16 protein-coding genes and 2 pseudogenes are annotated in these 25,383 nt (G+C 70.7%); 16 read left to right on the top strand and 2 right to left on the bottom strand.

The window, feature by feature from the left end; genetic code table 11:
* The first annotated feature begins 17 nt into the window (after positions 1-17).
* Complete coding sequence (locus AC07RM_RS38865; protein WP_431511348.1) at positions 18-644, top strand: helix-turn-helix domain-containing protein; 627 nt, start codon at positions 18-20, stop codon at positions 642-644.
* Positions 645-711: 67 nt separating this feature from the next.
* Complete coding sequence (locus tag AC07RM_RS38860; protein WP_495337881.1) at positions 712-1,458, top strand: sulfite exporter TauE/SafE family protein; 747 nt, start codon at positions 712-714, stop codon at positions 1,456-1,458.
* Positions 1,459-1,468: 10 nt separating this feature from the next.
* Here AC07RM_RS38860 and AC07RM_RS38855 read toward each other — a convergent pair whose 3' ends face one another.
* Positions 1,469-2,101, bottom strand: a complete 633-nt coding sequence (locus AC07RM_RS38855) for a response regulator (RefSeq protein WP_057593235.1) — start codon at positions 2,099-2,101, stop codon at positions 1,469-1,471.
* Positions 2,102-2,532: 431 nt separating this feature from the next.
* On the opposite strand from AC07RM_RS38855, the gene AC07RM_RS38850 reads away from it, so the two are divergent.
* The 11 genes and pseudogenes from AC07RM_RS38850 to AC07RM_RS38800 all read left to right on the top strand — a co-directional run bounded on the left by AC07RM_RS38850 (position 2,533) and on the right by AC07RM_RS38800 (position 22,531).
* On the top strand, positions 2,533-3,009 hold the full coding sequence (locus AC07RM_RS38850; RefSeq protein ID WP_177239547.1) for a response regulator: 477 nt from the start codon (positions 2,533-2,535) through the stop codon (positions 3,007-3,009).
* A 266-nt stretch (positions 3,010-3,275) separates the two neighbouring features.
* Complete coding sequence (glgB, locus tag AC07RM_RS38845; protein WP_495337880.1) at positions 3,276-5,183, top strand: 1,4-alpha-glucan branching protein GlgB; 1,908 nt, start codon at positions 3,276-3,278, stop codon at positions 5,181-5,183.
* Positions 5,180-7,375 carry an alpha-1,4-glucan--maltose-1-phosphate maltosyltransferase gene (locus AC07RM_RS38840; RefSeq protein ID WP_495337878.1) on the top strand — a complete coding sequence of 732 codons (2,196 nt, stop codon included), beginning with the start codon at positions 5,180-5,182 and terminating at the stop codon, positions 7,373-7,375. The genes glgB and AC07RM_RS38840 overlap by 4 nt, the downstream gene beginning before the upstream one ends.
* A gap of 11 nt (positions 7,376-7,386) precedes the next feature.
* On the top strand, positions 7,387-10,725 hold the full coding sequence (treS, locus tag AC07RM_RS38835) for a maltose alpha-D-glucosyltransferase (protein WP_495337877.1): 3,339 nt from the start codon (positions 7,387-7,389) through the stop codon (positions 10,723-10,725).
* A gap of 30 nt (positions 10,726-10,755) precedes the next feature.
* A pseudogene (locus AC07RM_RS38830) lies at positions 10,756-11,421 on the top strand (mechanosensitive ion channel family protein); the annotation flags it as partial.
* A gap of 274 nt (positions 11,422-11,695) precedes the next feature.
* Complete coding sequence (gene glgX / locus AC07RM_RS38825; RefSeq protein ID WP_495337876.1) at positions 11,696-13,840, top strand: glycogen debranching protein GlgX; 2,145 nt, start codon at positions 11,696-11,698, stop codon at positions 13,838-13,840.
* Complete coding sequence (treZ, locus tag AC07RM_RS38820; protein ID WP_495337875.1) at positions 13,837-15,711, top strand: malto-oligosyltrehalose trehalohydrolase; 1,875 nt, start codon at positions 13,837-13,839, stop codon at positions 15,709-15,711. Before glgX ends, treZ begins: the two co-directional genes overlap by 4 nt.
* The gene (locus AC07RM_RS38815; RefSeq protein ID WP_495337873.1) at positions 15,701-20,851 is read left to right on the top strand and encodes a malto-oligosyltrehalose synthase; all 5,151 of its coding nucleotides are present in this window, start codon (positions 15,701-15,703) and stop codon (positions 20,849-20,851) included. Before treZ ends, AC07RM_RS38815 begins: the two co-directional genes overlap by 11 nt.
* 105 nt (positions 20,852-20,956) lie before the next feature.
* Complete coding sequence (locus AC07RM_RS38810; RefSeq protein WP_495337871.1) at positions 20,957-21,424, top strand: response regulator; 468 nt, start codon at positions 20,957-20,959, stop codon at positions 21,422-21,424.
* 125 nt (positions 21,425-21,549) lie between these two features.
* Positions 21,550-22,293, top strand: a pseudogene (locus AC07RM_RS38805) (PA2169 family four-helix-bundle protein); the annotation flags it as partial.
* A 100-nt stretch (positions 22,294-22,393) separates the two neighbouring features.
* Positions 22,394-22,531: a hypothetical protein gene (locus AC07RM_RS38800; RefSeq protein ID WP_495337869.1), complete on the top strand. Its 138-nt coding sequence runs from the start codon at positions 22,394-22,396 to the stop codon at positions 22,529-22,531.
* A 63-nt stretch (positions 22,532-22,594) separates the two neighbouring features.
* Here AC07RM_RS38800 and AC07RM_RS38795 read toward each other — a convergent pair whose 3' ends face one another.
* The gene (locus AC07RM_RS38795; RefSeq protein WP_398495765.1) at positions 22,595-23,035 is read right to left on the bottom strand and encodes a beta/gamma crystallin domain-containing protein; all 441 of its coding nucleotides are present in this window, start codon (positions 23,033-23,035) and stop codon (positions 22,595-22,597) included.
* 239 nt (positions 23,036-23,274) lie between these two features.
* Here AC07RM_RS38795 and AC07RM_RS38790 point away from each other — a divergent pair, with 239 nt between their 5' ends.
* From AC07RM_RS38790 to AC07RM_RS38780, 3 genes are all read left to right on the top strand, one after another.
* Positions 23,275-23,751: a MarR family winged helix-turn-helix transcriptional regulator gene (locus AC07RM_RS38790; protein ID WP_495337868.1), complete on the top strand. Its 477-nt coding sequence runs from the start codon at positions 23,275-23,277 to the stop codon at positions 23,749-23,751.
* 132 nt (positions 23,752-23,883) lie between these two features.
* Positions 23,884-24,864: an alpha/beta fold hydrolase gene (locus tag AC07RM_RS38785; RefSeq protein WP_495337867.1), complete on the top strand. Its 981-nt coding sequence runs from the start codon at positions 23,884-23,886 to the stop codon at positions 24,862-24,864.
* Between the two features lie 89 nt (positions 24,865-24,953).
* Positions 24,954-25,382: a DUF1810 domain-containing protein gene (locus tag AC07RM_RS38780; protein ID WP_495337866.1), complete on the top strand. Its 429-nt coding sequence runs from the start codon at positions 24,954-24,956 to the stop codon at positions 25,380-25,382.
* Position 25,383 lies beyond the last annotated feature (1 nt).

The following is a 25,383-nucleotide window of genomic DNA, read 5'->3' as shown; positions in this document are numbered from 1 at the left end:
GCGCCAATAATCGGGCCATGACCCCGCCCGATGCTGCCCCGCCCTGCTGGCACTACGCGCCGGCGCCGCACGACGGCGTCGAGCTCGCCCACTGGCAGGGCACGCAGGTGCCGCTGCTGCAGCCGCATTTCCATCGCCAGACGCAACTGAGCTTCGTGCTGCGCGGCAGCCGCGTCGTCGAGGCCGGCGGCCAGCGCTTCGAACTGCGGGCCGGCGACTGCCTCGCGATCCCGGCGGGCGTGGCGCATCGCGGCCTCGCGCACGCGCACGCGGGCACGGTCTGCCTCAACGTCTATGCGCCGGCCGAGCGCACGGGCGCGGCCTGCGTGCTCGACGGCCAGGCGCTCGATGCGCTCGAGTGGCACGAACCGGTGTCGAGGATCGCGCGGCGGCTCGGCCTGGGCCGCGAGGCCTTCACGCGCCGCTTCGCCGCGCAGACCGGGCTGCCGCCGCATGCCTGGAGACTGGTCGACCGGCTCAACGTCGCGCGCGAACGGCTGCGCGGCGATGCCGAGCTGGCGGATCTCGCGCTCGAGCTGGGCTTCACCGACCAGAGCCACCTGGGCCGCCACTTCCGCCGGGTGTTCGGCGTGTCGCCGGGCCGCTACCGGCGCGGCATGCGGCCTCCCTCACAAACGTCCTAGATCGAAGCCGCGCACGTTCCTAGCATCCCGTCTTTTGCACGGGAGGTGGGCGATGGAGCCGAGTGTCATGGCGCTGCTGTTCGCGGCCGGCGTGGTGGGCGGCGTGGTCAATGCGATCGCGGGCGGCGCCACGCTGATCACCTTTCCGGCCATGCTCGCGGCCGGCCTGCCGCCGGTGGTGGCCAATGCATCGAACGCGGTCGCGATCTCGCCGGGCCATCTGCTCGCCGCGGTGGCCGACCGCGAGAAGCTGCCCGCGGCCGACCGCCGGCTCGCGCTCTCGCTGGCCGCCGCCACGCTGGGCGGCATCGCGGGCGCGCTGCTGCTGCTCGCGCTGCCCGAGGCCGCGTTCCTGCAGCCGGTGCCGCTGCTGATCGCGCTCGCGACCGCGCTGTTCGCGTTCGCGCCGCGGATCCAGGCCTGGGCCGCGCGGCGGCGCGAGGGCGCGGCGCCGAACGCGCTCACGGGCACGGCCGTGCTCACGGCCGTCTCGGTCTATGGCGGCTTCTTCGGCGCGGGACTCGGCGTGATGCTCAGCGCGCTGCTGGCGATCGAGGACCCCGACGACATCCGGCGCGTGAAGGTGATGAAGAACCTGCTGGCCACGGCCGTCAGCCTGGCGGCGATCGTGATCTTCATCGCGCGCGGCACGGTGCACTGGCAGGCCACGCTCGCGATGCTCGCGGGCGCGCTGCCCGGCGGCTGGGCCGGCGGTCAGCTGGTGCGGGTGCTGCCCGCGCAGGCGGTGCGGCGCGTGGTGATCGCGGCCGGCCTCTTCATGAGCGCGTACTACGCGGCGCGGATCTGGTTCTGAAGCCGCGGCTTCAATCGATCAGCTGCGCCTTCATCGCGTAGTAAGTCAGGTCGCTGTTGGTGTTGAGGTGCAGCTTCTCGAGCAGCCGCGTGCGGTAGGTGCTCACGGTCTTGACCGACAGCGACAGCGCGTCGCCGATGCTGCCCACCGATTCGCCCTTGGCGAGCTTGAGGAACACCTGGAACTCGCGCTCCGACAGGTGCTTGTGCGGCGGCGCGTCGTCCTTGCGGTCGAGCTGGTTGGCGAGGATCTCGGCCACCGAGGGCGTGATGTAGCGCCGGCCCAGCGCCACGGTGCGGATCGCGTTGGCGATCTCCTCGGGCTCGCAGTCCTTGTTGAGGTAGCCCGAGGCGCCCTGGCGGATCAGGTTCACCGCATAGTGCTCCTCGGGGTAGGCGCTCAGCACGAGGATGCCGAGGTCCGGGGCTTTCGCACGGATCATGCCGAGCGCGTCGATGCCGCTCTGGCCGGGCATCGAGAGGTCCATCAGCAGCACGTCGAGCTCGGTGGTGCGCACGAGGTCGATCGCCTCGCGGCCCGACGAGGCCTCGCCGGCGACGCGGAATTCGACGAAACCCGAGAACAGCGCCTTGAGGCCCTCGCGAACCACGGCATGGTCATCCACTATTCCGATCTTGATCATGATGCGTTTCTCCTGGTCCATTCACATGAGGCGCCCGGAATTCGGGCAGGGCGCAACGATGCCATAGCGAAGGCCCGTGCGGCAGGCCTCGCACCCAACACGGGCCCTTGTCCTGCACGGGAATGGAACGGCGTCTTGCGCGATCGCCGGACTGCGCCGACACGGCGCTGCCTCCGGGTGCGAAAAGGGTAGGAAGCGAGGAATTCCTTGGCGTTCGCCGCGGCCTCCCGCATGGGCCCGGCCTTCGAGTGCGCGGCGCATTCCCCGCGCCCGCACGCGGTGCCGTCCGACAGACGCATCCTCTTACGCTGGTTAGCTTGGGATGCAATCCCTTCATCCACCACACACATTCATTCGGCATCGCCCTGCCGCCTGTCGCGTCGACGTCTTGCGCCGAAGCCCCGGGTGCACGGCATTTCCGTCATCCCGACATGAACGCCACCGCCAGCACGCCCTCCGCACCTTCGGCACCCTCCGCGAACGCACCGAGCTTCGTCGACCGCCCTTCCTCCTTGTCCTCCGATTCACCACCGTCCGCCGACCCGAACCGATTGCGCATCCTCGTGGTCGAGGACGACGCGGACGCGATGGCCACCTCGCTCGAGGCCCTGCGCGCGATCGGGCACTGGGCCACCGGCGTGCGCAGCGCCGAGTCGGCGATCACGCGCTACATGCGCGGCGCCTTCGACCTGCTGATGCTCGACGTCGGCCTGCCGGGCCTCTCGGGCAAGGACTTGGCGGCCAAGCTGATGGCGATCGAGCGCATACCGGTGATCTTCGCCTCGGGCGAACCCGAGCCCGCGCAGCCGCCGGCCGGCAGCGTGTGGCTGCGCAAGCCCTATGCGCTCGAGGATCTGAACCGCGCACTCACGCGCGCCTGCTCGGGCCCCGTGCGCGACGCGGCCTGATCGATTGAACGGGGCCGCGCGGCCCCTTCTTTTTTTCCCTCTTCCCGCTCGCCAGCCCGCGCGAACGCGCCGCCCTTCGCAACGCCCGCGCCTTGCATCGGTGTTCCATTTTTCCGGACGGCTTCTTCTCCGACAGATCGAAGCGGTGAACGCTTCGACGCAAGCACGCGCGCTTCGGGGGAAATGGATTTCTCCCCGCCTTACCGGTCTTCGGCGATGGACCCGCGAAGAGGTCCGCGCCCGGGACACCGTTCCAAGGAACCACCGTGCTTGCTGTCCACCCCCCCGCTGTCTTCGATGACACCGACGCCTATCTTTTTCGCGAAGGAACCCACGCGCGCCTGTTCGACAAGCTCGGCTGCCATCCGCACGAGGACGGCGGCGCCGACTTCGCCGTGTGGGCGCCCAATGCCGAGTCGGTCTCGGTGGTGGGCGACTGGAACGGCTGGAACGGCGATGCCGATCCGCTGAGCCCCGTGCCCGGCGACAGCGGCGTGTGGCGCGGCCATGTCGACGAAGTGCGGCCGGGCCAGACCTACAAGTACCGCATCCGCTCGCGCCAGCGCGGCCACGTCGAGGACAAGGCCGATCCCTTCGCCTTCTCGTCGGAGCTCGCGCCGGCCACCGCCTCGCGCGTGCACCGGCTCGGCGAGGGCCACGACTGGGCCGACGGCGACTGGATGGCCACGCGCCATGCGCGCAACGCGCTCGATGCGCCGATGGCGATGTACGAGGTGCACCTGGGCTCGTGGCGGCGCGAGGACGGCCAGTTCATGGGCTACCGCGCGCTGGCCCATGCGCTGGCCGACTACGTGAACGACATGGGCTTCACGCACGTGGAGCTGATGCCCGTGACCGAGCATCCGTTCTACGGTTCCTGGGGCTACCAGACCACGGGCTACTTCGCGCCGACCGCGCGCTACGGCACGCCCGAGGACTTCATGTACTTCGTCGACCACCTGCACCAGCGCGGCATCGGCGTGCTGCTGGACTGGGTGCCCTCGCACTTCCCGACCGACGCGCACGGCCTCGCCTTCTTCGACGGCACGCACCTGTTCGAGCATGCCGATCCGCGCCAGGGCTTCCATCCCGAATGGAACTCGGCGATCTTCAACTACGGCCGGCCCGAGGTGCGCAGCTTCCTGGTGTCCTCGGCGCTGTTCTGGCTCGACAAGTACCACATCGACGGCCTGCGCGTGGACGCGGTGGCCTCGATGCTCTACCTCGACTACGCGCGCGGCCCGGGCGGCTGGGTGCCCAACCGCCACGGCGGGCGCGAGAACCTCGAGGCCATCGAGTTCCTGCAGACACTCAACCGCGCGGTCTACCGCGACCATCCCGACACCTTCACCGTGGCCGAGGAATCGACCGCCTGGCCGCGCGTGTCGCGCCCGATCGAGATGGACGGGCTGGGCTTCGGCCTCAAGTGGAACATGGGCTGGATGCACGACACGCTGGACTACATGCGCCACGACCCGGTGCATCGCCGCCACCACCACCACGCGCTGACCTTCTCGCTGGTCTATGCCTTCCACGAGAACTTCGTGCTGCCGCTCTCGCACGACGAGGTGGTGCACGGCAAGGGTTCGCTGATCAACAAGATGCCGGGCGACGACTGGCAGCAGTTCGCCAACCTGCGCGCGCTGCTGGCCTTCATGTGGGCGCACCCGGGCAAGAAGCTGCTGTTCATGGGCGCCGAGTTCGGCCAGCGCCGCGAATGGACGCACGACGGCGAACTCGAGTGGTGGGTCTGCGGCCTGCCGGCGCATGCCGGGCTGCAGCGCATGGTGCGGCAGCTCAACCGCGTCTACCGCGAGCAGCCGGCGCTGCACAGCCAGGACTTCACGCCCGCGGGCTTCGAATGGATCGAGGCCGACGATGCCGAGCGCAGCGTGTTCGTGTTCCTGCGCAAGCCCGCGCACGACGGCCCGCCGGTGCTGGTGGCCGTGAACATGACGCCGGTGCCGCGCACCGACCTGCTGGTCGGCGTGCCGTGCGGCGGCATCTGGCGCGAGGTGCTCAACACCGACGCCACCGAGTTCGGCGGCGCGGGCTGGGGCAACTTCGGCGAGGTCGAGGCATCGCCAGTGCGTTCGCACGGCCGGCGCCACTCGCTGAGCCTCACGCTGCCGCCGCTTTCCACCGTGATCCTGCAATCCGAGGGCCAACGATGAAGCGTGAAACCACCCCGATCGGCGCCAAGGCGCCCAAGGGCAAGACCCAGACCGCGAGCGAAAGCACTTCCCTCCCCCGCACCGAGACCAAGGCCCCCGCGCGCAAGCGTTCGCTGCCGCCGCCAGAGCCGCCGCTGAGCTTCGCGCCAGCAACCGTCGCGCCCGATGCGCCCGCCCCCGCCGATGGCTCCGACGGCCGCATCCGCGCGGTGATCGGCGCGGTGCTGCCCTCGGTCGACGAGGGCCGCTTCCCGGTCAAGGCCATCGTGGGCCAGCGCACGACGATCACGGCGCACTGCTTCACCGACGGCCACGACGTGCTGCGCGTGATGCTGCGCTGGCGCCCCGAAGCGCGCGACGAAGTGCGCGAACTGCCGATGCGAGCGCTCGGCAACGACGTCTGGGAGGCCGCGTTCGCGCCGCCCGCGATCGGACGCTACCTCTACAGCGTCAGCACCTGGGTCGATTCCTTCGAGTCGTGGCGCCACGAGATGGCGCGCCGCGTGGGCGAGGACATCCGCATCGCGGCGCTGGCCGCGGCCAAGGACATCGTGGCGGCCGCGGGCCGCGCCGACGGCGCCGACCGCGAAGCGCTCGCGCGCTGGGGCGAGGAACTGGCACGCGCGGCGGCCGATGGCGCGACCGAGCTGCGCGCGGTGCAGGCACTCGCGCTCGACGCCACGCTGGCCGAGGTGGCGCGCCGCCATCCCGACCGCAGCCTCGCCGTGACCTCGGCCGAGCTGCCGCTGTGGGCGCAGCGCACGCGCGCGGGCTTCAGCACCTGGTACGAGCTCTTTCCGCGTTCGGCCTCGAGCGAACCGGGCCGTCATGGCACCTTCCGCGACGTCGAGACACGGCTGCCCGCGATCGCCGCGATGGGCTTCGACGTGCTGTACATGCCGCCGATCCATCCGATCGGCCGCGAGCAGCGCAAGGGCCCGAACAACACGCTGGTGGCCGGCCCCGACGACGTCGGCAGCCCCTGGGCCATCGGCGCGAAGGAAGGCGGCCACAAGGCCATCCTGCCCGCGCTCGGCACGCCCGAGGACTTCCGCCACCTGGTGCAGGCCGCGAACGCGCAGGGCATCGAGATCGCGCTCGACATCGCCTTCCAGTGCGCGCCCGACCATCCCTACGTGAAGGACCACCCCGAGTGGTTCCGCCGCCGGCCCGACGGCAGCGTGCAGTACGCGGAGAACCCGCCGAAGAAGTACCAGGACATCTATCCCTTCCACTTCGAGAGCGATGACTGGCGCGCGCTGTGGGCCGAGCTCAAGAGCGTGCTCGACCACTGGATCGGCGAGGGCGTGCGCATCTTCCGCGTCGACAACCCGCACACCAAGTCCTTCGCGTTCTGGCAGTGGGCGATCGGCGCGGTCAACCGCGAGCATCCCGAGGTGATCTTCCTGGCCGAGGCCTTCACGCGGCCGAAGGTGATGCACCGGCTCGCGAAGCTGGGCTTCACCCAGTCCTACACCTACTTCACCTGGCGCACCGGCAAGGCCGAGCTGGTCGAATACTTCACCGAGCTGTCGAGCGGCCCGGGCGCCGACTACTTCCGTCCCAACGCCTGGCCCAACACGCCCGACATCCTGCACGAGCAGCTGCAGGCTGGCGACGCACCGACCTACATGGCGCGGCTGGTGCTCGCGGCCACCCTCGCGGGCAGCTACGGCATCTACGGGCCGGCCTACGAGCTGCGCGAGCACCGCCCGCGCGAGCACGGCAGCGAGGAGTACCTGGACTCCGAGAAGTACCAGCTGCGGCACTGGAACCACGACGATCCCGAGAGCCTCGCGCCCTTCATCGCGCGCGTGAACCGCATCCGCCACGACAACCCCGCGCTGCAGACGCACCGCGGCGTGCGCTTCCTGCCGGTCGAGAACGACATGCTGCTGGCCTATGCGCGCGAGTCCGTGCCCGACAACGACGAAGCCGAGGCCAACGTGGTGATCGTCGCCGTCAACCTCGATCCGCACCAGGTGCAGTGGGGCTGGATCCACCTCGACCCGGCCAGCATCGGCGTCGGCCCCGACGAGGAGTTCCAGGTGCACGACCTGCTGACGAACCAGCGCTACACCTGGCGCGGCCACCACCACTACGTGAAGCTCGATCCGCACAGCGTGCCCGCCCACATCCTCGTGGTGCGCCGGCGCGTACGCAGCGAGCGCGATTTCGATTACTTCCTCTGAGGGAGAGAGCGATGAATGCACCCGTCTCGCGCATCGCGCTGGAAACCGTCGAGATCGACAACAGCGACGATCCGCTGTGGTACCGCGATGCGGTGATCTACCAGCTCAACGTCAAGGCCTTCTTCGACACCAACAACGACGGCGTCGGCGACTTCAAGGGCGTGACCGCGAAGCTCGACTACGTGAAGGAGCTGGGCGTCAACACGATCTGGCTGATGCCCTTCTATCCCTCGCCGCTGCGCGACGACGGCTACGACATCTCGGCCTACGAGGACGTGAACCCGCAGTTCGGCACGCTCGACGATTTCCGCGAGATGCTCGACGAGGCCCACAAGCGCGGGCTGCGCGTGATCACCGAGCTGGTCATCAACCACACCTCGAGCGAGCACCCGTGGTTCCAGGCCGCGCGCAAGGCGCCGCCGGGCTCGCCCGAGCGCGACTTCTACGTCTGGAGCGACACCGACCAGCTCTACCAGGGCACGCGGATCATCTTCACCGACACCGAGACCTCGAACTGGTCGTGGGACCCGGTGGCCAAGGCCTACTACTGGCACCGCTTCTTCAGCCACCAGCCCGACCTGAACTTCGACAACCCGGCGGTGCTGGAGGCGGTGCTCAAGGTCATGCGTTTCTGGCTCGACATGGGCGTGGACGGCTTCCGGCTCGACGCGATCCCCTACCTGGTGGAGCGCGACGGCACCAGCAACGAGAACCTGCCCGAGACGCACGCGGTGATCAAGAAGCTGCGCGCGGCGATCGACGCCGAGTACAGGAACCGCTTCCTGCTGGCCGAGGCCAACATGTGGCCCGAGGACGTGCGCGAGTACTTCGGCGACGGCGACGAGTGCCACATGGCCTACCACTTCCCGCTGATGCCGCGCATGTACATGGCGATCGCGCAGGAGGACCGGCACCCGGTGGTCGAGATCCTGCAGCAGACGCCCGACATCCCCGAGGGCTGCCAGTGGGCGATCTTCCTGCGCAACCACGACGAGCTCACGCTCGAGATGGTGACCAGCAAGGAGCGCGACTACATGTACAACATGTACGCGGCCGACCAGCGCGCGCGCATCAACCTCGGCATCCGCCGGCGGCTGGCGCCGCTGATGGAGAACGACCTCGACCGCGTGAAGCTCATGAACGGCATGCTGCTGTCGATGCCGGGCTCGCCGATCATCTACTACGGCGACGAGATCGGCATGGGCGACAACGTGTTCGTGGGCGACCGCAACGGCGTGCGCACGCCGATGCAGTGGAGTCCCGACCGCAACGCCGGCTTCTCGCGCGCCGACCCGCAGCGCCTGTACCTGCAGCCGATCATGGACGCCATGTTCGGCTACGAGGCGCTCAACGTGGAGGCGCAGGCGCGCGACGCGAGCTCGCTGCTGAACTGGACCCGCCGCATGCTCGCGGTGCGCAAGACCAGCCATGCCTTCGGGCGCGGCCGGCGGCGCTTCCTCAAGCCCGGCAACCGCAAGATCCTGGCCTATGTCAGCGAGTACGACGACGACATCATCCTGACGGTGTTCAACCTGTCGCGCGCGGCGCAGCCGGTCGAGCTCGACCTCGCGGCCTTCAAGGGCCGCGTGCCGGTGGAGATGCTCGGGCGCGCACCCTTTCCGCCGATCGGCGAGCTGCCCTACCTGCTCACGCTGGCCTCGTACGGCTTCTACTGGTTCAAGCTCACGCTCGACGCCGAGATGCCGGTGTGGCACCAGGAGGGCGTGGCGCTGCAGGAGCAGCCGACGCTGGTGCTGTTCGACGGCTGGGACAGCTTCTTCCGCGAGCGCGTGATGCCGTGGCGCATCGGCATGGCCGAGCGCATGCGCACGCAGTTCGAGACCGACACGCTGCCGCGCCACATCGAGATCCAGCGCTGGTATGCCTCCAAGGGCGAGACCATCGAGCGCGCGCGGCTGGCCGACCACGCGGTGTGGGAGGACGGCGCCGACCGCTACCTGCTGCCGCTGTTCGACCTCGAGGGCCCGCGCGAGAGCGCCACCTACTTCATGCCGCTGACCCTGGCCTGGGAGGAACGCGAGGAAGAACGCATGAACCGGCTGGCGCAGGCCGGCCTCGCGAAGGTGCGCCAGCAGGCCCAGGTGGGACTGATGGGCGACGCCTTCTACGACGAGCCCTTCTGCCGCGCGCTGGTGCGCACCATCGCGCAGGGACTGGAGCTGCCGACGGCCGCGGGCCGGCTGCACTTCCGTCCCACGGCGGCGTTCGCGAAGCTCGGGCTGGACATCGATGCACTGCCGGTGGGCCGGCCGAGCGCACAGAGCAGCAACACGGTGGTGACGCTCAACGACACGCTGTTCCTCAAGGGCTACCGCCGGGTGCGCTGGGGCATCAACCCCGAACTCGAGATGGGCCGCTTCCTGACCGACGTGGTGCAGTACGCCAACTGCGTGCCGGTGCTCGGCGCGCTCGAGTACGTGGGCAACGACGGCCGGGTGATGGCGCTCGCGATGGTGCAGTCGTACATGGCGAACCAGGGCGACGGCTGGACCTTCACGCGCGACTACGTCGAGCGCTACCTCGAGGAGCTGCGCACCGCGCCGGCCGACGCGCTGGCGCCGGCCGATGCGCACGGCGGCTTCGTGGCGCTGGCCGCGACGCTGGGCCAGCGCACCGCCGAGCTGCACCTCGCGCTGGCGCGCCGCACCGGCGACCCGGCCTTCGATCCCGAGCCCACGAGCGCGGCCGATGCCACGGCGCTGCAGACGCATGCGCAGGCCGAGGTCGACACCACGCTGGCGCTGCTGCAGCAGCGGCTGGGCCAGCTGAGCGACCCGGTGCGCGAGCAGGCGCAGCAGCTGCTGGGCCTGCGCGAGGCGCTGCACGCGGCGGTGGCCGCCAGCGTGCCCGCGCAGGGCGGCGGCCTCAAGACCCGCTACCACGGCGACTACCACCTGGGCCAGGTGCTGGTGAGCGGCAACGACTTCGTGATCATCGACTTCGAAGGCGAGCCCGCGCGCGACTTCGAGGAGCGCCGCGCCAAGGCCTCGCCGCTGCGCGACGTGGCGGGCATGCTGCGCTCGTTCAACTACGCGCGCTGGACCGCGCTGCGGCGCGTGGCGCAGAACGCCGAGGAGGCGGCGCGCCTCGATGCCGCGGTGCGCGACTGGGAGCGCGTGACGCGCGACGCCTTCCTCTCGGCCTACACCGGCACGCTGGCCGGCGCGGCCGAGGCGGTGCCGGCCGATGCCGGGCTGCTGCGCCTGTTCGAGATCGAGAAGGCGCTCTACGAGCTGCGCTACGAGCTCAACAACCGCAACGACTGGGTCGAGGTGCCGCTGCACGGCCTGCTCGCCCTCGTTGCGCCGAACCATTCCACCGCGCGCTGACGCGACGGTCCACAGAAGGAGGAACTCATCATGGACAACTTCGGCTTCCACCTGGAACCCCTGCGCGCGATCCTCTACCAGATCGGCGCCTACCTGCCGCGGCTGCTGGTCGCGCTGGTGGTCGTGTTCGCGGGCTGGCTGATCGCCAAGGTGGTGCGCTTCGCGGTCATCAAGGCGCTGCGCGCGTTCAACTTCAACGTGCTGACCGAGCGCTCGGGGCTGGACAACTTCTGGCGCCAGGGCGGGCTCACGAGCGACACCTCGGCCATCATCGGCGTGCTGTTCTACTGGCTCGTGATCCTGGCCGCGCTGCTGATCGCCTTCAACGGGCTGGGGCTGAGCTACATCGCCGACCTGCTGGGGCGCGCGGTCTGGTTCGTGCCCAACATCTTCATCGCGCTGCTGGTGCTGGCCTTCGGCGCCTACTTCGCGCGCTTCGTCGGCGGCGCCGTGCAGACCTACTGCCGCAATGCCGGCATGCAGGACGGCCAGCTGCTGGGCAAGGCCGCGCAGTACGCGGTGATGGTGTTCGTGGTGCTGATCGCGCTCGACCAGGTGAAGGTGGGCGGCGACATCGTGCGCGAGACCTTCCTCGTGATGCTCGCCGGCATCGTTCTTGCTCTTGCACTGGCCTTCGGCCTCGCGGGCAAGGACTGGGCGGCCGAGCGCATCGAGCACTGGTGGCCGCGCGAACGCCCGCGCGGTCCTGGCGTGCCGGCGCGCACGCCGGTGACGCCGACCACGCCGACCACGCCGGTCTCGCCCGTCACACCGACAACGCCTGCCGCCACGGGCACCGAAAGCGCCCCGGCACCCGCCGTGCGCCAGCCCGTGGCACCACGCAGCGACCACGCGCCGGGCCCGTACGACAGCGGCGAGCGCTGGCCGCCACCGCGCTGAACGCGGCCATCGGCACTTCGACCTTTTTCGTGTTTCCCGACCCCGACCGATTCCTCGCATTGACCCATTCATGAAGAAGGCCACCTACAGCCCCATCTCCGCCGTCTGGCCCGGCGAGCCCTATCCGCGCGGCGCGACCTGGGACGGCCAGGGCGTGAACTTCGCGCTGTTCACGCAGCATGCGCACAAGGTCGAGCTGTGCCTGTTCGACGAGAGCGGCCGGCGCGAGCTGCAGCGCATCGAGCTGCGCGACCGCACCGACGACGTGTGGCACTGCTACCTGCCCGAGGCGCGCCCCGGCCTGGCCTACGGCTACCGCGTGCACGGCCCCTACAAGCCCGAGGAGGGCCATCGATTCAATCCGCACAAGCTGCTGGTCGACCCCTATGCCAAGGACCTCGTGGGCTCGCTGCGCTGGGGCGACGCGCTCTACGGCTACACCGTGGGCGGCCGGCGCGAGGACCTGTCCTTCGACCGCCGCGACAGCGCGCCGCTGATGCCCAAGAGCCGCGTGCTCGAGACCGCCTTCACCTGGGGCGAGGACCGCCGGCCGTCGATCCCCTGGCAGGACATGGTGATCTACGAGCTGAACGTGCGCGGCTTCACGATGCAGCATCCCGAGGTGCCGCCGCAGCTGCGCGGCACCTACGCGGGCCTGGGCTGCGCACCGGTGATCGACCACCTGCGGCGCCTGGGCGTGACCACGGTCGAGCTGCTGCCGGTGCACGGCTTCCTCAACGACCGCCACTTGGCCGAGCGCGGCCTGCAGAACTACTGGGGCTACAACACGCTGACCTACTTCGCGCCCGAGATGCGCTACAGCGCCTCGGGCAAGGTGAAGGAATTCAAGACACTGGTGAAGACGCTGCACTCGGCCGGCATCGAGGTGATCCTCGACGTGGTCTACAACCACAGCTGCGAAGGCAACCAGCTCGGGCCCACGCTGTCGATGCGCGGCGTGGACAACGCCTCCTACTACATCCTCAACGCCGACCAGCGCCGCTACTACGACGACTTCACGGGCTGCGGCAACACCGTCAACCTCGAGCATCCGCGCGCGCTGCAGCTGGTGATGGACTCGCTGCGCTACTGGGTCGAGGAGATGCACGTCGACGGCTTCCGCTTCGACCTGGCCTCGGCGCTGGCGCGCGAGTCGGGCCGGGTCGAGAACCTCGGCGGCTTCTTCGACGCGATCCGGCAGGACCCGACCCTGAGCCGCGTGAAGCTGATCGCCGAGCCCTGGGATCTGGGCCATGGCGGCTACCAGGTCGGCAACTTCCCGCTCGGCTGGGCCGAGTGGAACGACCGCTACCGCGACGGCATGCGCGGCTTCTGGAAGGGCGACGCGGGCGTCACCGGCGAGATGGCGCAGCGCCTCACGGGCTCGCAGGACCTCTACGGCTGGTCGGGCAAGCGGCCGTTCGCGAGCATCAACTTCGTGACCGCGCACGACGGCTTCAACCTCGAGGACCTGGTCTCCTACAACGACAAGCACAACGAGGCCAACGGCGAGGACAACCGCGACGGCAGCAACCACAACGTGTCGTGGAACTGCGGCGCCGAGGGCCCGACCGACGATGCCGAGGTGAACGCGCTGCGCGCGCGGCAGAAGCGCAACCTGCTGGCCACCCTGCTGCTGTCGCAGGGCGTGCCGATGCTGCTGGCGGGCGACGAGCGCGGCCACAGCCAGAACGGCAACAACAACGCCTACTGCCAGGACAACGCGCTGAGCTGGATCGACTGGAGCGACACGCCCGAGCGCAGCGCGCTCACGCGCTTCGTGCAGCGCGCCATCGCGCTGCGGCGTCGGCACCCGGCATTCCGCCGCCGCAGCTTCTTCGAGGGCCGCGTGCCCGAGGGGCAGTCGGCCAAGGACATCTGCTGGCTGCGCCCCGACGGCGACGAGATGAGCTCCGAGGACTGGAACACCGACCACGTGCGCTGCCTCGCGGCGCTGGTCTCGGGCAGTGCCCTGCCCGACCGCGGGCCGCGCGGCGAGACGCTGCGCGACGACGACTTCCTGCTGCTGCTCAACGCGCACCACGACGCGATCCCGTTCCAGCTGCCGCCGAGCGCGGCACCCTGGCGCGTGCTGCTCGACACCACGAAGGACGATGGCGCCGGCGAGGCAGGCAAGCTGGAGGGCGCCACCTATGCGCTGCCGAGCCGCTCGCTGGTGCTGCTGGGCCGAGAGAACACGGGAGCTTCCGAATGAACGATGCCATCTTCACGCAGCCGCGCCTACACGCGATGCCCTTCGGCGCCTTGCCGAATCCCGCCGGCGGCGTCGACTTCCGCTTCTGGGCGCCCGATGCGCCGCAGGTGCAGCTCGAGCTCGGCGCCGAGTCGCATGCCATGGCGCGCGATGCCGAGGGCTGGCACCGGCTGCGGCTCGCGCAGGCGCGCGCCGGCGACCGCTACCGCTTCCGCATGCCCGACGGTCTGCAGGTGCCCGACCCGGCCTCGCGCTTCAACCCCGACGACGTGCACGGCCCGAGCGAGGTGATCGATCCGGCCGCCTACGCCTGGCGCGACGGCGGCTGGCGCGGCCGGCCCTGGTCCGAGGCCGTGATCTACGAACTGCACGTGGGCAGCTTCACGCCCGAGGGCACGTTCGACGCCACGCGCGCGCGGCTGCCCGAGCTCGCGGCGCTCGGCATCACGGCCATCGAGCTGATGCCGCTGGCGGACTTCCCGGGCCGGCGCGGCTGGGGCTACGACGGCGTGCTGCCCTTCGCGCCCGATGCCATCTACGGCCGGCCCGAGGCGCTCAAGGCGCTGATCGACGAGGCCCACGCGCTCGGCATGATGGTGCTGGTCGACGTGGTCTACAACCACTTCGGGCCCGAAGGCAACTACCTGCACGCCTGCTGCCCGCAGTTCTTCAACGACGCGCACCGCACGCCCTGGGGCGCCGCGATCAACTACGACGGGCCCGGCAGCGCGACCGTGCGCGACTTCTTCATCCACAACGCGCTCTACTGGGTCGAGGAGTTCCATGCCGACGGCCTGCGCATGGACGCGGTGCATGCGATCCGCGACGACTCGCCGGTGGGCATCGTGCAGGCCATCTGCGATGCGCTGCGCGAAGGCCCGGGCCGCACGCGCGAAGTGCACGTGGTGCTCGAGGAAGACCGCAACCTCGCGCACCTGCTCGAGCGCGACGCGCAGGGCCGTCCGCGCATCGCCACCGCGCAATGGAACGACGACCTGCACCATGCGGCGCACGTGCTGCTGACCGGCGAGCGCGACGGCTACTACGCCGACTATGCGCAGCGGCCGCTCGAGCTGTTCGCGCGCGCGCTGGCCGAGGGCTTCGTCTACCAGGGCCAGGCCTCGGTGTTCCGCGAGGGCGAGACGCGCGGCGAGCCGAGCGCCAACCTGCCCTCGGGCGCCTTCGTGTCCTACCTGCAGACGCACGACCAGGTCGGCAACCGCGCCTTCGGCGAACGCATCGACGCGCTGGCCGACCCCGTGCTGGTGCGCGCCGCGCGCGCCTGCCTGCTGCTGTCGCCGCACACGCCAATGCTGTTCATGGGCGAGGAGTACGCGGCCGCCACGCCCTTCCCCTACTTCTGCGACTTCGGGCCCGAGCTCGCGGCCGCGGTGTCGCAGGGCCGGCGCGACGAGTTCGGCCGCTTCGCCGCCTTCGCCGACGAGGCCGCGCGCGCGGCGATCCCCGACTGCAACGCGCCCGAGAGCTTCGCGCTCGCCAAGCTCGACTGGAGCGAGCGCGAGCGCTCGCCGCATCGCGAGAACCTCGAGGGCGTGCGGCAGCTGCTGCAGCTGCGCCGCGAGCGGCTGGTGCCGCACTTCGGCGGCCGCCAGCACGGCGGCGACTACGACGTCGAGGACGACCTGCTGCGCGTGCGCTGGACGCTGTCGGACGGCGCGGTGCTGCACCTGCTGGCCTGCTTCGGCGAGCATCAACATGCGGTCGACGCGCCGCCGGGCGAGACGCTGCATTCGGTCGGCGCGCTCGGCGAGGCGGTGGATGCCGCGAGCGCACCCGACGAACATCCGCAACGGCTGCGCCTCGCGCGCGGCGCGGTGCATCTGAGCCTGCAGGTGTCCGATGTCGAGTGAATCCCGCGAGCCCCCCACGATCGAGGCGCTGTGCGCGCGCTTCGGCATCGACACCCGCTACCACGACGTCTTCGGCCATGAGCACCAGGCGCCGCGCGCCACCCTGCGCGCGCTGTTGTCGGCCTTCGGCGTGGCCTGGCGCGGCGAGGACGACGACACGCCGGCCGCGGTGCCGCCCGAGGCCGGTGCCGTGCTGCCCGCGGTGCACGTGGTGCGCGCCGAGCAGGCGCCGTGGTCGCTGGCGCTCGATCCTGCCGTCCTGCCACCTTCGGCCGATGGCCGTCACCTTTGGCACCTGCGCGACGAATACGGCGAGCCCAGCACGGGCGATGCGCGGATCGAGGCCGATGGCACGCTGAGCTTCGACGTCGAGCTGCAGCCCGGCTACCACCGCCTGTCGATCGAGGGCGCCGAGGGCGAGACCCTGCTGATCGCGACACCGGGGCGCTGCTACCGCCCGCCCTCGCTCGCGCCCGAGGGCGGCGGCCGCGCCTGGGGCCTCGCGGTGCAGCTGCCGGCGCTGCGCTCGCGGCGCAACTGGGGCATCGGCGACTTCGGCGATCTCTCGGAGCTGGCCGCGCGCATGGCGCCGCTGGGCGTGGATGCGATCGGCCTCAATCCGCTGCATGCGCTGTTCGCCCACAACCCGCTGCATGCGAGCCCCTACAGCCCCTCGACGCGGCAACAGATCGACGCGCTCTACATCGCGGTGGAAGCGGTACCCGACTTCGCCGAATGCGAGGAGGCGCGGCGCATGGTCGCCGAGCCCGCGTTCCAGACCCGGCTCAAGGCACTGCGCGCCGCGCCGCTGGTCGACCGCGCGGGCGTGGCGCAGGCCAAGCACGAGGTGCTGCGCTGCCTGTTCGCCCACTTCGAAAGCGCGCACCTGGGCCCCGACACCGAGCCCGGCAGCGACCGCGCGCGCATCTTCCGCTCCTTCGTGGCCGACCGCGGCGAGGCGCTGCACCGCCATGCGCTGTTCGAGGCGCTGCAGGCGCATTTCCATGCCGCCGACGCCTCGGTGCATGGCTGGACCGGCTGGCCCGAGGCCTACCGCGACCCGGCCTCGGAGGCGGTGGCGCAGTTCGAGCGCACGCATGCGAGCGAGCTGCACTTCCACCAGTACCTGCAGTGGCTGGCCTCGATGCAGCTGGCGGAAGCCGGGGCGCGCTGCCGCGCGCTCGGCATGCGCGTGGGCCTGTACCTCGACCTCGCGATCTCGGTCGACCGCGCGGGCTCGGACGCCTGGGGCGGCCAGTCGGTGTTCGCGCTCGGCGCGAGCGTGGGCGCGCCGCCCGACGAGTTCAATCCCCAGGGTCAGGGCTGGGGCCTGCCGCCGCTGCGTGCCGACCGCTTGCGCACGAGCGGCTACCGGCTGTTCGCCGACACGCTGCGCGCCAACATGCGCCATGGCGGCGCGCTGCGCATCGACCACGTGATGGGGCTGATGCGGCTGTTCTGGATTCCAGAAGGCAGCTCGCCGCGCGACGGCGCCTACGTGCAGTACCCGCTCGAGGAGATGCTCGCGATCCTCACGCTCGAGAGCCATCGCCACCGCTGCATGGTGATCGGCGAGGACCTGGGCACGGTGGCGCCGCGCGTGCGCGAGGCGCTGGCCCGGGCCGACGTGCTGTCGTACCGCGTGCTCGTCTTCGAGACGCGCGGCAGCGAGTTCCTGCCGCCCGCCGACTACCCGGGCGCGGCGCTCGCGACCTTCGGCACGCACGACCTCGCGACCCTGGCCGGCTGGTGGTCGGGCCACGACCTGCGGCTGCGCGCGCAGCTCGGGCTGTTCCCCTCGCAGGAGCTGTTCGAAAAGCAGCAGGCCGACCGCGCGGCACAGCGCGTGGGCCTCCTGCGCGCGCTGCACCGGCAGGGCCTGCTGTCGGCCGAGCAGATGGCCGCGGCCGCCACGGCCACGCACCCCGATGCCACGCTGACGGCCGCCGTGCATGCCTACATCGGCGCCACGCCCTGCACGCTGGCGATGGTGCAGCCCGAGGACCTGCTGGGCACGCTCGACCAGGCGAACCTGCCGGGCACCACCGACGAGCTGCAGCCCAACTGGCGGCGCAAGCTGGAGGCCGAGCTCGAGACCCTGGCCACGCGCGAGACGGTGCGCGCGGTGGCGGCGCGGCTGGCCGTCGAACGGCCGCGTGCGAGCCCCACGCAGGACACCGGCCAGCGCGTGCCAGCGGCGCGCATTCCGCGCGCCACCTACCGGCTGCAGCTGCACCGCGACTTCGGCTTCGATGCCGCAGCGGCGATCGTGCCCTACCTCGCGCGGCTGGGCATCAGCCATGTCTACTGCTCGCCGATCCAGCGCGCGCGCGCCGGCAGCATGCACGGCTACGACGTGGTCGCGCACGACCAGATCAATCCCGAGCTCGGCGGGGCCGAGGGCTTCGAGCGCTTCACGCGCACCTTGCATGCGCAGGGCCTGGGGCTGCTGCTCGACATGGTGCCCAACCACATGGGCGTGTTCGGCGCCGACAACGGCTGGTGGATGGACGTGCTCGAGCACGGGCCGGCCTCGGTCTATGCGCAGCACTTCGACATCGACTGGGAGCCGCTGAACCCGGAACTGCGCGGCAAGGTGCTGCTGCCGGTGCTCGGCGTGCCCTATGGCGAGGCGCTCGCCGAGGGAGCGCTGGTGCTGCACTTCGAGCGCGGTGAGGGCACGGCGCGCGGCGAGGCCGGCTTCGCGCTGCGCTACTACGAGCATCGTTTCCCGATCGCGCCGCGCAGCCATGCCACGGTGCTGGCGCGCGCCGCCGAACAGCTCGCGGAAGGACCGCGCGCGCGGCTGCTGGCGCTGGCCGAGGCCTGGGCGCAATGGCCGGTGCACGATGCCAGCGCCGACGATGCGCCCGCGGCCGATTCGGCCGTGCGCGAGGCGCGCTCGCGCGAGCATGCGCTGCTGAAGGCGCGGCTGGGCGAACTCGCCGACGCGCATGCCGAGGTGGCGCAGGCGCTGGCGCAAGCCACGGCAGCCTTCAACGACGGCGGCGCGCGCGATGCGCTGCATGCGCTGATCGAGGCCCAGCACTGGCGCCTGACCTACTGGCGCGTGGCGGCCGACGAGATCAACTACCGGCGCTTCTTCGACATCAACGACCTCGCGGCGCTGCGCATGGAGCGCGACGAGGTGTTCGAGGCCACGCAGTCGCTGGCGCTGGACCTCGCGGCGCAGGGCATCGTCGACGGGCTGCGCATCGACCACCCCGACGGCCTGCACGATCCGGCGCGCTACTTCCGCCAGTTGCAGGAAGGCTATGCGCGCCGCGCCGGCCTGCCGCTGGCCGGCAACGATGCGCGGGGCCGCCCGGCGCGGCCGCTGTACGTGGTGGCCGAGAAGATCGTGGCGCGCGGCGAGGAGGTGCCCGAGGACTGGCACGTGCACGGCACCACCGGCTACCGCTTCGCGAACGTGGCCAACGGCGTGCTGATCGACACCGCCGCCGCCGGGCGCTTCGCGGTGCTGTGGCATCGCTTCACCGGATCGCCCGCGCATTTCGAGGCCCATGTGCGCGACGGCAAGGCGGCCGTGATGCGCCATGCGCTGGCCTCGGAGCTCTCGGTGCTGTCGAACGCGCTGCTGCGCATCGCGCGCGCCGACCGCGACACGCGCGACCACACGCTCAACACGCTGCGCCGCGCGCTCGCGGCGGTGGTGGCCTGCCTGCCGGTCTACCGCAGCTACATCGTCGACGTGCCCTCGGCGCAGGACCGCCGCTTCATCGACGAAGCGGTGGCCGCGGCCGAGCGGCACTTCGGCGACGGCGACATCTCGGTCTACGAGTTCCTGCGCCAGACCCTGAGCGGCGAGGCCGTGCCCACGGCCGGCCCCGCGCTGCGCGACCGGGTGCGGCGCTTCGCGGTGCGCTTCCAGCAGTTCAGCGCGCCGGTGGCGGCCAAGGGCGTGGAGGACACGGCCTTCTACCGCTACTTTCCGCTCGTCGCGCTCAACGAGGTGGGCGGCGATCCCGACGTGTTCGGCGTCGACGTGGAGGACTTCCACGCGGCGAGCGCCGACCGCGCCGCGCGCTGGCCGCACACCATGCTCGCGACCTCGACGCACGACAACAAGCGCTCGGAGGACGTGCGCACGCGCATCGACGTGCTGTCGGAGATCCCGCGCGAATGGCGCGCCGCGCTGATGCGCTGGCGCCGGCTGCAGCAGCCGCTGCGAGAGCGCATGGCCGCCGAGGGCGCGCCGGTCGATGCGCCCTCGGGCGCCGACCTCTACCTGCTGTGCCAGACGCTGGTCGGCACGCTGCCAGCCGAAGGGCTCTCGGGCGAGGCGCTGGCCGACTACAGCGAGCGCATCGTGCAGTACATGCACAAGGCCGCGCGCGAAGCCAAGCTGCGCACCGCGTGGACCCGGCCCGACGCGGGCTACGAGGATGCGCTGCGGCGCTTCGTGGAACTGACGCTCGATGCGGCGCAGCCGGCCGCGTGGTGGACGGACCTGCGGGCCTTCGCGTCGCGCATCGCGCTGTTCGGGGCCTGGAACAGCCTCTCGCTGACGCTGCTGAAGTTCGCCTCGCCCGGCGTGCCCGACGTCTACCAGGGCACCGAGCTGATGCCGCTGACGCTCGTGGACCCCGACAACCGGCGGGCCGTGGACTATGCGTGCCGCGAAGACCTGCTCGAGGACTTCGAGCAGCGCGCGGCGGGCGCGCGCTCCGCCGAGAGCGTGGGCGCGTTCGCGCGCGCGCCGCACGACGGCCGCGCCAAGCTCTGGTTCGCCTGGCGACTGCTGGCGCTGCGCCGCGCGCAGGATGCGTTCTTCCGCGACGCCGACTACCGCGGGTTGCGCGTCGAAGGACCGCTCGCGCGGCACGTGGTCGCGTTCGAGCGGCGCCACGAGGGACGCACGCTGGTGGTGGTGGCCGCGCGCTTCTTCGCGGGGCTGTGCGGCGGCATGGCGGACGAGGCCGCGCCGGAGTTGCCGGTGGGCGAGGCCTGGCGCGGCACGCGGGTGTGGCTGTCCGATGAAGGCGCGGCCGATGCGGGCGCGGACTTCACCGAGCTGCTGACCGATGCGCCGGTCGAATCGGGCAGCGAGGTCGATCTCGCGCTGCTGTTCGCACGCCTGCCATGGGCCGCGCTGTGGCGCGGCGCGCCGGGCGACTGAGCCGCGCACGGCGGCGCGGTCCTACGCGCTGTCGCGACGAAGGGCGCCTCGTGGGGCGGCGGCGTGGCCCCACAGTGCCAGCACACCGCTCCACGCCCCTTTGCCATGCCCACCGCATCCGCCACGACCCGCCGCGCGCGCCCGCCGCGCGGCCCGCTCTCCATCTTCATGGTGGAGGACGAGCCGCTGGTGCAGGACAGCCTGCGCGTGGTGCTCGGCGGCTTCCTCGGTGCCGAGGTGGTGGGCTCGGCCCACAGCGAGACCGAGGCGATCTCGTGGCTGCAGGCGCACGACGATGCCTGGCGGCTCGCGGTGGTGGACCTGTTCCTGCAGCAGGGCACCGGCCTGGGCGTGTTGTCGTGGCTCGCGCCGATGAAGAACGGCCGCACGGTGATCGCGCTGACCAACGCGGCCACGCGTGCGAACCGCGCACAGTGCCTGCAGCTCGGCGCCGACGCGGTGTTCGACAAGTCCGAAGAGATCAACGAGTTCCTGAGCTTCTGCGAGAGCAGGTCGATGGGTTCGCCGGCGGCGCAGCCCCCGGCCACGTCGCGCGCGACCGGACGCGTCTGAGCGGCGCGCGCCACCGCCTACAGCGATGCAGGCGGCGCACCGACGATGCGCGGCCGGTGCGGTCCCAGGATGAAGTTTCTTTCCCCACTTCATCCACCGACCTTACTCACCGAAAGGAGTCAGACATGGCCAAGGAAAAGCATCTGCTCGACACGAACAACAACCTGCACCGCGACCCGATCACCGGCGAGCCCGGCTCGCACCCGGTGGGCACCGGCGTCGGCGCCACCGGTGGCGCGCTCGCGGGCGCGGCGGTCGGCGCGGTCGGCGGCCCCGCGGGCGCGGCGGCCGGCCTGATCGCGGGTGCCGTGCTCGGCGGCATGGGCGGCAAGGCCGTCGCCGAACGCGTGAACCCGAGCGTGGAACGCGAGCACTGGGCCTCGGCCTACGAACGCGAGCCTTACTACGAGGCCGGCCGCAGCTTCGACGACTACGCACCGGCCTACGAACTGGGCTGGAGCGGACGTGCCGCGGGCCATGACGAGTTCGCGTCCGTCGAGCCCTCGCTCGCGCGCGAATGGGAAGCGCGCCGCGGTGCTTCGACGCTCGACTGGACGCGCGCCCGGCCCGCGTCGCAGGCCGCGTGGGAGCGGGCCGACCGTCTCTACTACAGCGACGAGGACAGCGCGATTCCCGCGGTGGATGGAATTCCGCTGGCCAACGACGACGTGGTCGACGTGATCAATGACCTGCTCGAAACCAGCCGCGACGGCGAATACGGCTTCCGTGTCTGCGCCGAGGAGGTCGATGACGCGCAACTCAAGCGCGTGTTCGCGGCGCGCGCCGTCGAATGCGCCGATGCGGCGGCGCAGTTGGTGCGCGTCGTGGAGTCCTATGGCGGCCAGCCGGCCGCGGGCGGCACGGCCAGCGGCGCCATGCATCGCGGCTGGGTGCATGTGAAGGGCGCGGTCGGCGCCAACAAGCAAGCTGTCGATCCTCGAGGAATGCGAGCGCGGCGAGGACACGGCCGTGGCGCGCTACCGCAAGGCGCTCAAGCAGATGCTGCCGGCCGGCGTGCGCGAGATCGTCGCGACGCAGGCACGCGGGGCGCAGCGCAACCATGACCAGATCCGCGACCTGCGGAATGCGGAACGCGCGCAACGCTGAGCCGCGATCGACATGAAAAAGAGCCCGGTCAGCCGGGCTCTTTTTTTGGGGGCCGCGTGGCAACTACTTGCAGTTGAGCTTCATCGCCTCGATGCGCCCGCCGAAGCCGAGCCGGCTGACGAGTCCGCCTTCGCGGCTGTTGGCCGGGAAGCTCACGGTGCGGTCGCGGAACATCGCATGCTGGTAGACCTCGAGCGTGGCGCGCGGGCCCACGGTCACGCTGTCGATGTCGCGCTGCAGTTGCCGCGCCGTGCCCTTGTCGAGGCTCTGCAGGGTGGCGGGGCCGACCAGGGTCACGACGTCGCCCTGGAAGTCGCGCTTCGAATAGAACTGGGCCCAGCAGCCGGAGCCGTGGGCCGGGTCCTCGACGCGCAGCGGCACGAGCAGCACGGTGGGCTCGGCCTGGTTGTCGACGGCCGAGACCTTGGGCGTGCCGGTGGAACAGGCGCCGAGCGCGAGCGCGGCGGCGAGGCCCAGGGGCCAGAGGGTGCGAGAAGTCTTCATGATGGATGCAAAGGCTGGGATCGGGGAATGGCGCCGGCGGGCGGATCGAGGATCCGCCTGGCTCGAAGGAGGCCAAAGGCCTGCGCCGCGAAGCTTCAAGATAGCGGCCGAATGGCGCGATGCCGTAGGAGAAAGGCGCGCGGCGCCGTCGCAGGCGGGCGTGCCTGTTCGTGGACCGCATCGCACCTCGCCGAATAAACCGCTTGCAATTGAATCGTATGCGATCTAATATTCGGCCCATGCCAGCCAAGAAAGCTTCCTCCGTCCAGCCTGTCGCCCCCAGTGCCGACCGGCTCACGCTGGACGAGCAGCTGTGCTTCTCCGTCTACTCGACCATGTTGAGCCTCAACAAGGTCTACCGCGGCCTGCTGCGCGATCTCGATCTCACCTACCTGCAGTACCTCGTGATGCTGGTGCTGTGGGAGCGCGACGGCCTCAACGTGTCCGAGATCTGCACCCGCCTCTCGCTCGAGACCACCACGCTCACGCCCCTGCTCAAGCGGCTCGAGGCCCGCGGGCTCATCGTGCGGGCACGCTCGGCGCTCGACGAGCGCCAGGTCATCGTGTCGCTCACGGCCGAAGGGCGCGCGCTGCGTACCAAGGCCAAGGCCATCCCGGCCTGCGTCGCGCAGGCGATGGAGCTGTCGGGCGACGAGATCGACGGCCTGCGCGAACAACTGCAGACGCTGCGCGCCAGCCTCGACAGGAACGCATGACCACTTCACTCCCTCGCGAGGCAGTCGTTGCCGGCTGCCTTTTTTTAAGGCATTTATATCGCATACGATATTCATTCATACGCTAGTTCTCCCGTCCACCCGTTCCCTCCCCTCCAGCCAAAGGAAATCACCATGTCCTCGAACCAGACCACCTCTTCTTCCACCACGCGCCGCAGCCTGCTGACCGGCAGCGCCGCCACGCTCGCGACCGGTGCCCTCGTCGGCGCGGGCCTCGCGCGCAACGCCGAGGCCGCGCCCGCGCGCGCGGCCAAGGGCCAGCGCAGCTCGGGCAACACCATCGTCACCAAGGACGGCACGCAGCTCTACTTCAAGGACTGGGGCAGCGGGCAGCCCGTGGTCTTCAGCCATGGCTGGCCGCTGAATTCCGACAGCTGGGAATCGCAGATGCTGTTCCTCGCCTCGCAGGGCTTCCGCGCCGTGGCGCACGACCGCCGCGGCCATGGCCGCTCGAGCCAGCCGTGGAACGGCAATGACATGGACACCTATGCCGACGACCTCGCCACCGTCATCGAGACGCTGGACCTGAAGAACGTGGTGCTGGTCGGCTTCTCGACCGGTGGCGGCGAAGTCGCGCGCTACATCGGCCGCCATGGCACGAAGCGCGTGGCCAAGGCCGCGCTGATCTCGGCCGTGCCGCCGCTGATGCTCAAGACGGCCGCCAACCCCGGTGGCCTGCCGATCGAGGTGTTCGACGGCCTGCGCGCGGCGCAGCTCGCGAACCGCTCGCAGTTCTACAAGGACGTGCCCTCGGGTCCCTTCTTCGGCTTCAACCGGCCCGGTGCCAAGCCCTCGCAGGGCCTGATCGATTCGTGGTGGGCGCAGGGCATGCAAGGGGGCCACAAGAACACCTACGACTCGATCAAGGCCTTCTCGGAAACCGACTTCACCGAGGACCTGAAGAAGTTCGACGTGCCCACGCTGATCGTGCACGGCGACGACGACCAGATCGTGCCGATCGGCGCCGCCGGCCTGGCCTCGGCCAAGCTCGTGAAGAACAACAAGCTGATCGTCTATCCCGGCGCGCCGCACGGCCTGACCGACACGCACAAGGATCGCTTCAACGCGGACCTGCTCGCGTTCATCAAGTCCTGAACGGGGCATCCGGCGCGCGGGCTTGACGCGCGCGCCGGGCTTGCGTCTGATGCGGGCATGCACGCGCCGCATCCACCAAGGACCTCGAGATGACATCGACCCCGTGGGACCTCGAACGCTTCGTGAGCGCGCAGGACCCGGTGTACGCCGAGGTCTGTGCCGAGCTCGCCGCGGGGCGCAAGCGCAGCCACTGGATCTGGTTCGTGTTCCCGCAGCTCGCGGCACTGGGGCGCAGTTCGACCGCGCGCTTCTTCGGGCTCGAGAGTGTCGATGAAGCGGCGGCCTATTGGGCGCATCCGGTGCTTTCGCAGCGACTGCGGCAGTGCACGCAGCTCGTGCTCGACGTGCGGGGCAAGAGCGCGCATCAGATCTTCGGCTCGCCCGACGACCTGAAGCTGTGCTCGTGCATGACGCTGTTCGAGATCGCGGCACGCGGCGAGCCGGTCTTCGGCGAAGTGCTGGGGCGGTACTACGGCGGGGTGCGCGACGAAGCGACGCTCGCGCTGGTAGGCGCCTGAT

It is taken from the genome of Variovorax sp. GW821-FHT09B05, from assembly GCF_059418265.1.
This window is presented reverse-complemented; position numbering and strand designations above follow the sequence as displayed.

Coding starts and splice junctions, on each gene's coding strand:
- AC07RM_RS38865 (WP_431511348.1), top strand. CDS start 18: ATGACCCCGCCCGATGCTGCCCCGCCCTGCTGGCACTACGCGCCGGCG.
- AC07RM_RS38860 (WP_495337881.1), top strand. CDS start 712: ATGGCGCTGCTGTTCGCGGCCGGCGTGGTGGGCGGCGTGGTCAATGCG.
- AC07RM_RS38855 (WP_057593235.1), bottom strand. CDS start 2,101: ATGATCAAGATCGGAATAGTGGATGACCATGCCGTGGTTCGCGAGGGC.
- AC07RM_RS38850 (WP_177239547.1), top strand. CDS start 2,533: ATGAACGCCACCGCCAGCACGCCCTCCGCACCTTCGGCACCCTCCGCG.
- AC07RM_RS38840 (WP_495337878.1), top strand. CDS start 5,180: ATGAAGCGTGAAACCACCCCGATCGGCGCCAAGGCGCCCAAGGGCAAG.
- treS (WP_495337877.1), top strand. CDS start 7,387: ATGAATGCACCCGTCTCGCGCATCGCGCTGGAAACCGTCGAGATCGAC.
- glgX (WP_495337876.1), top strand. CDS start 11,696: ATGAAGAAGGCCACCTACAGCCCCATCTCCGCCGTCTGGCCCGGCGAG.
- treZ (WP_495337875.1), top strand. CDS start 13,837: ATGAACGATGCCATCTTCACGCAGCCGCGCCTACACGCGATGCCCTTC.
- AC07RM_RS38815 (WP_495337873.1), top strand. CDS start 15,701: ATGTCGAGTGAATCCCGCGAGCCCCCCACGATCGAGGCGCTGTGCGCG.
- AC07RM_RS38810 (WP_495337871.1), top strand. CDS start 20,957: ATGCCCACCGCATCCGCCACGACCCGCCGCGCGCGCCCGCCGCGCGGC.
- AC07RM_RS38795 (WP_398495765.1), bottom strand. CDS start 23,035: ATGAAGACTTCTCGCACCCTCTGGCCCCTGGGCCTCGCCGCCGCGCTC.
- AC07RM_RS38790 (WP_495337868.1), top strand. CDS start 23,275: ATGCCAGCCAAGAAAGCTTCCTCCGTCCAGCCTGTCGCCCCCAGTGCC.
- AC07RM_RS38785 (WP_495337867.1), top strand. CDS start 23,884: ATGTCCTCGAACCAGACCACCTCTTCTTCCACCACGCGCCGCAGCCTG.
- AC07RM_RS38780 (WP_495337866.1), top strand. CDS start 24,954: ATGACATCGACCCCGTGGGACCTCGAACGCTTCGTGAGCGCGCAGGAC.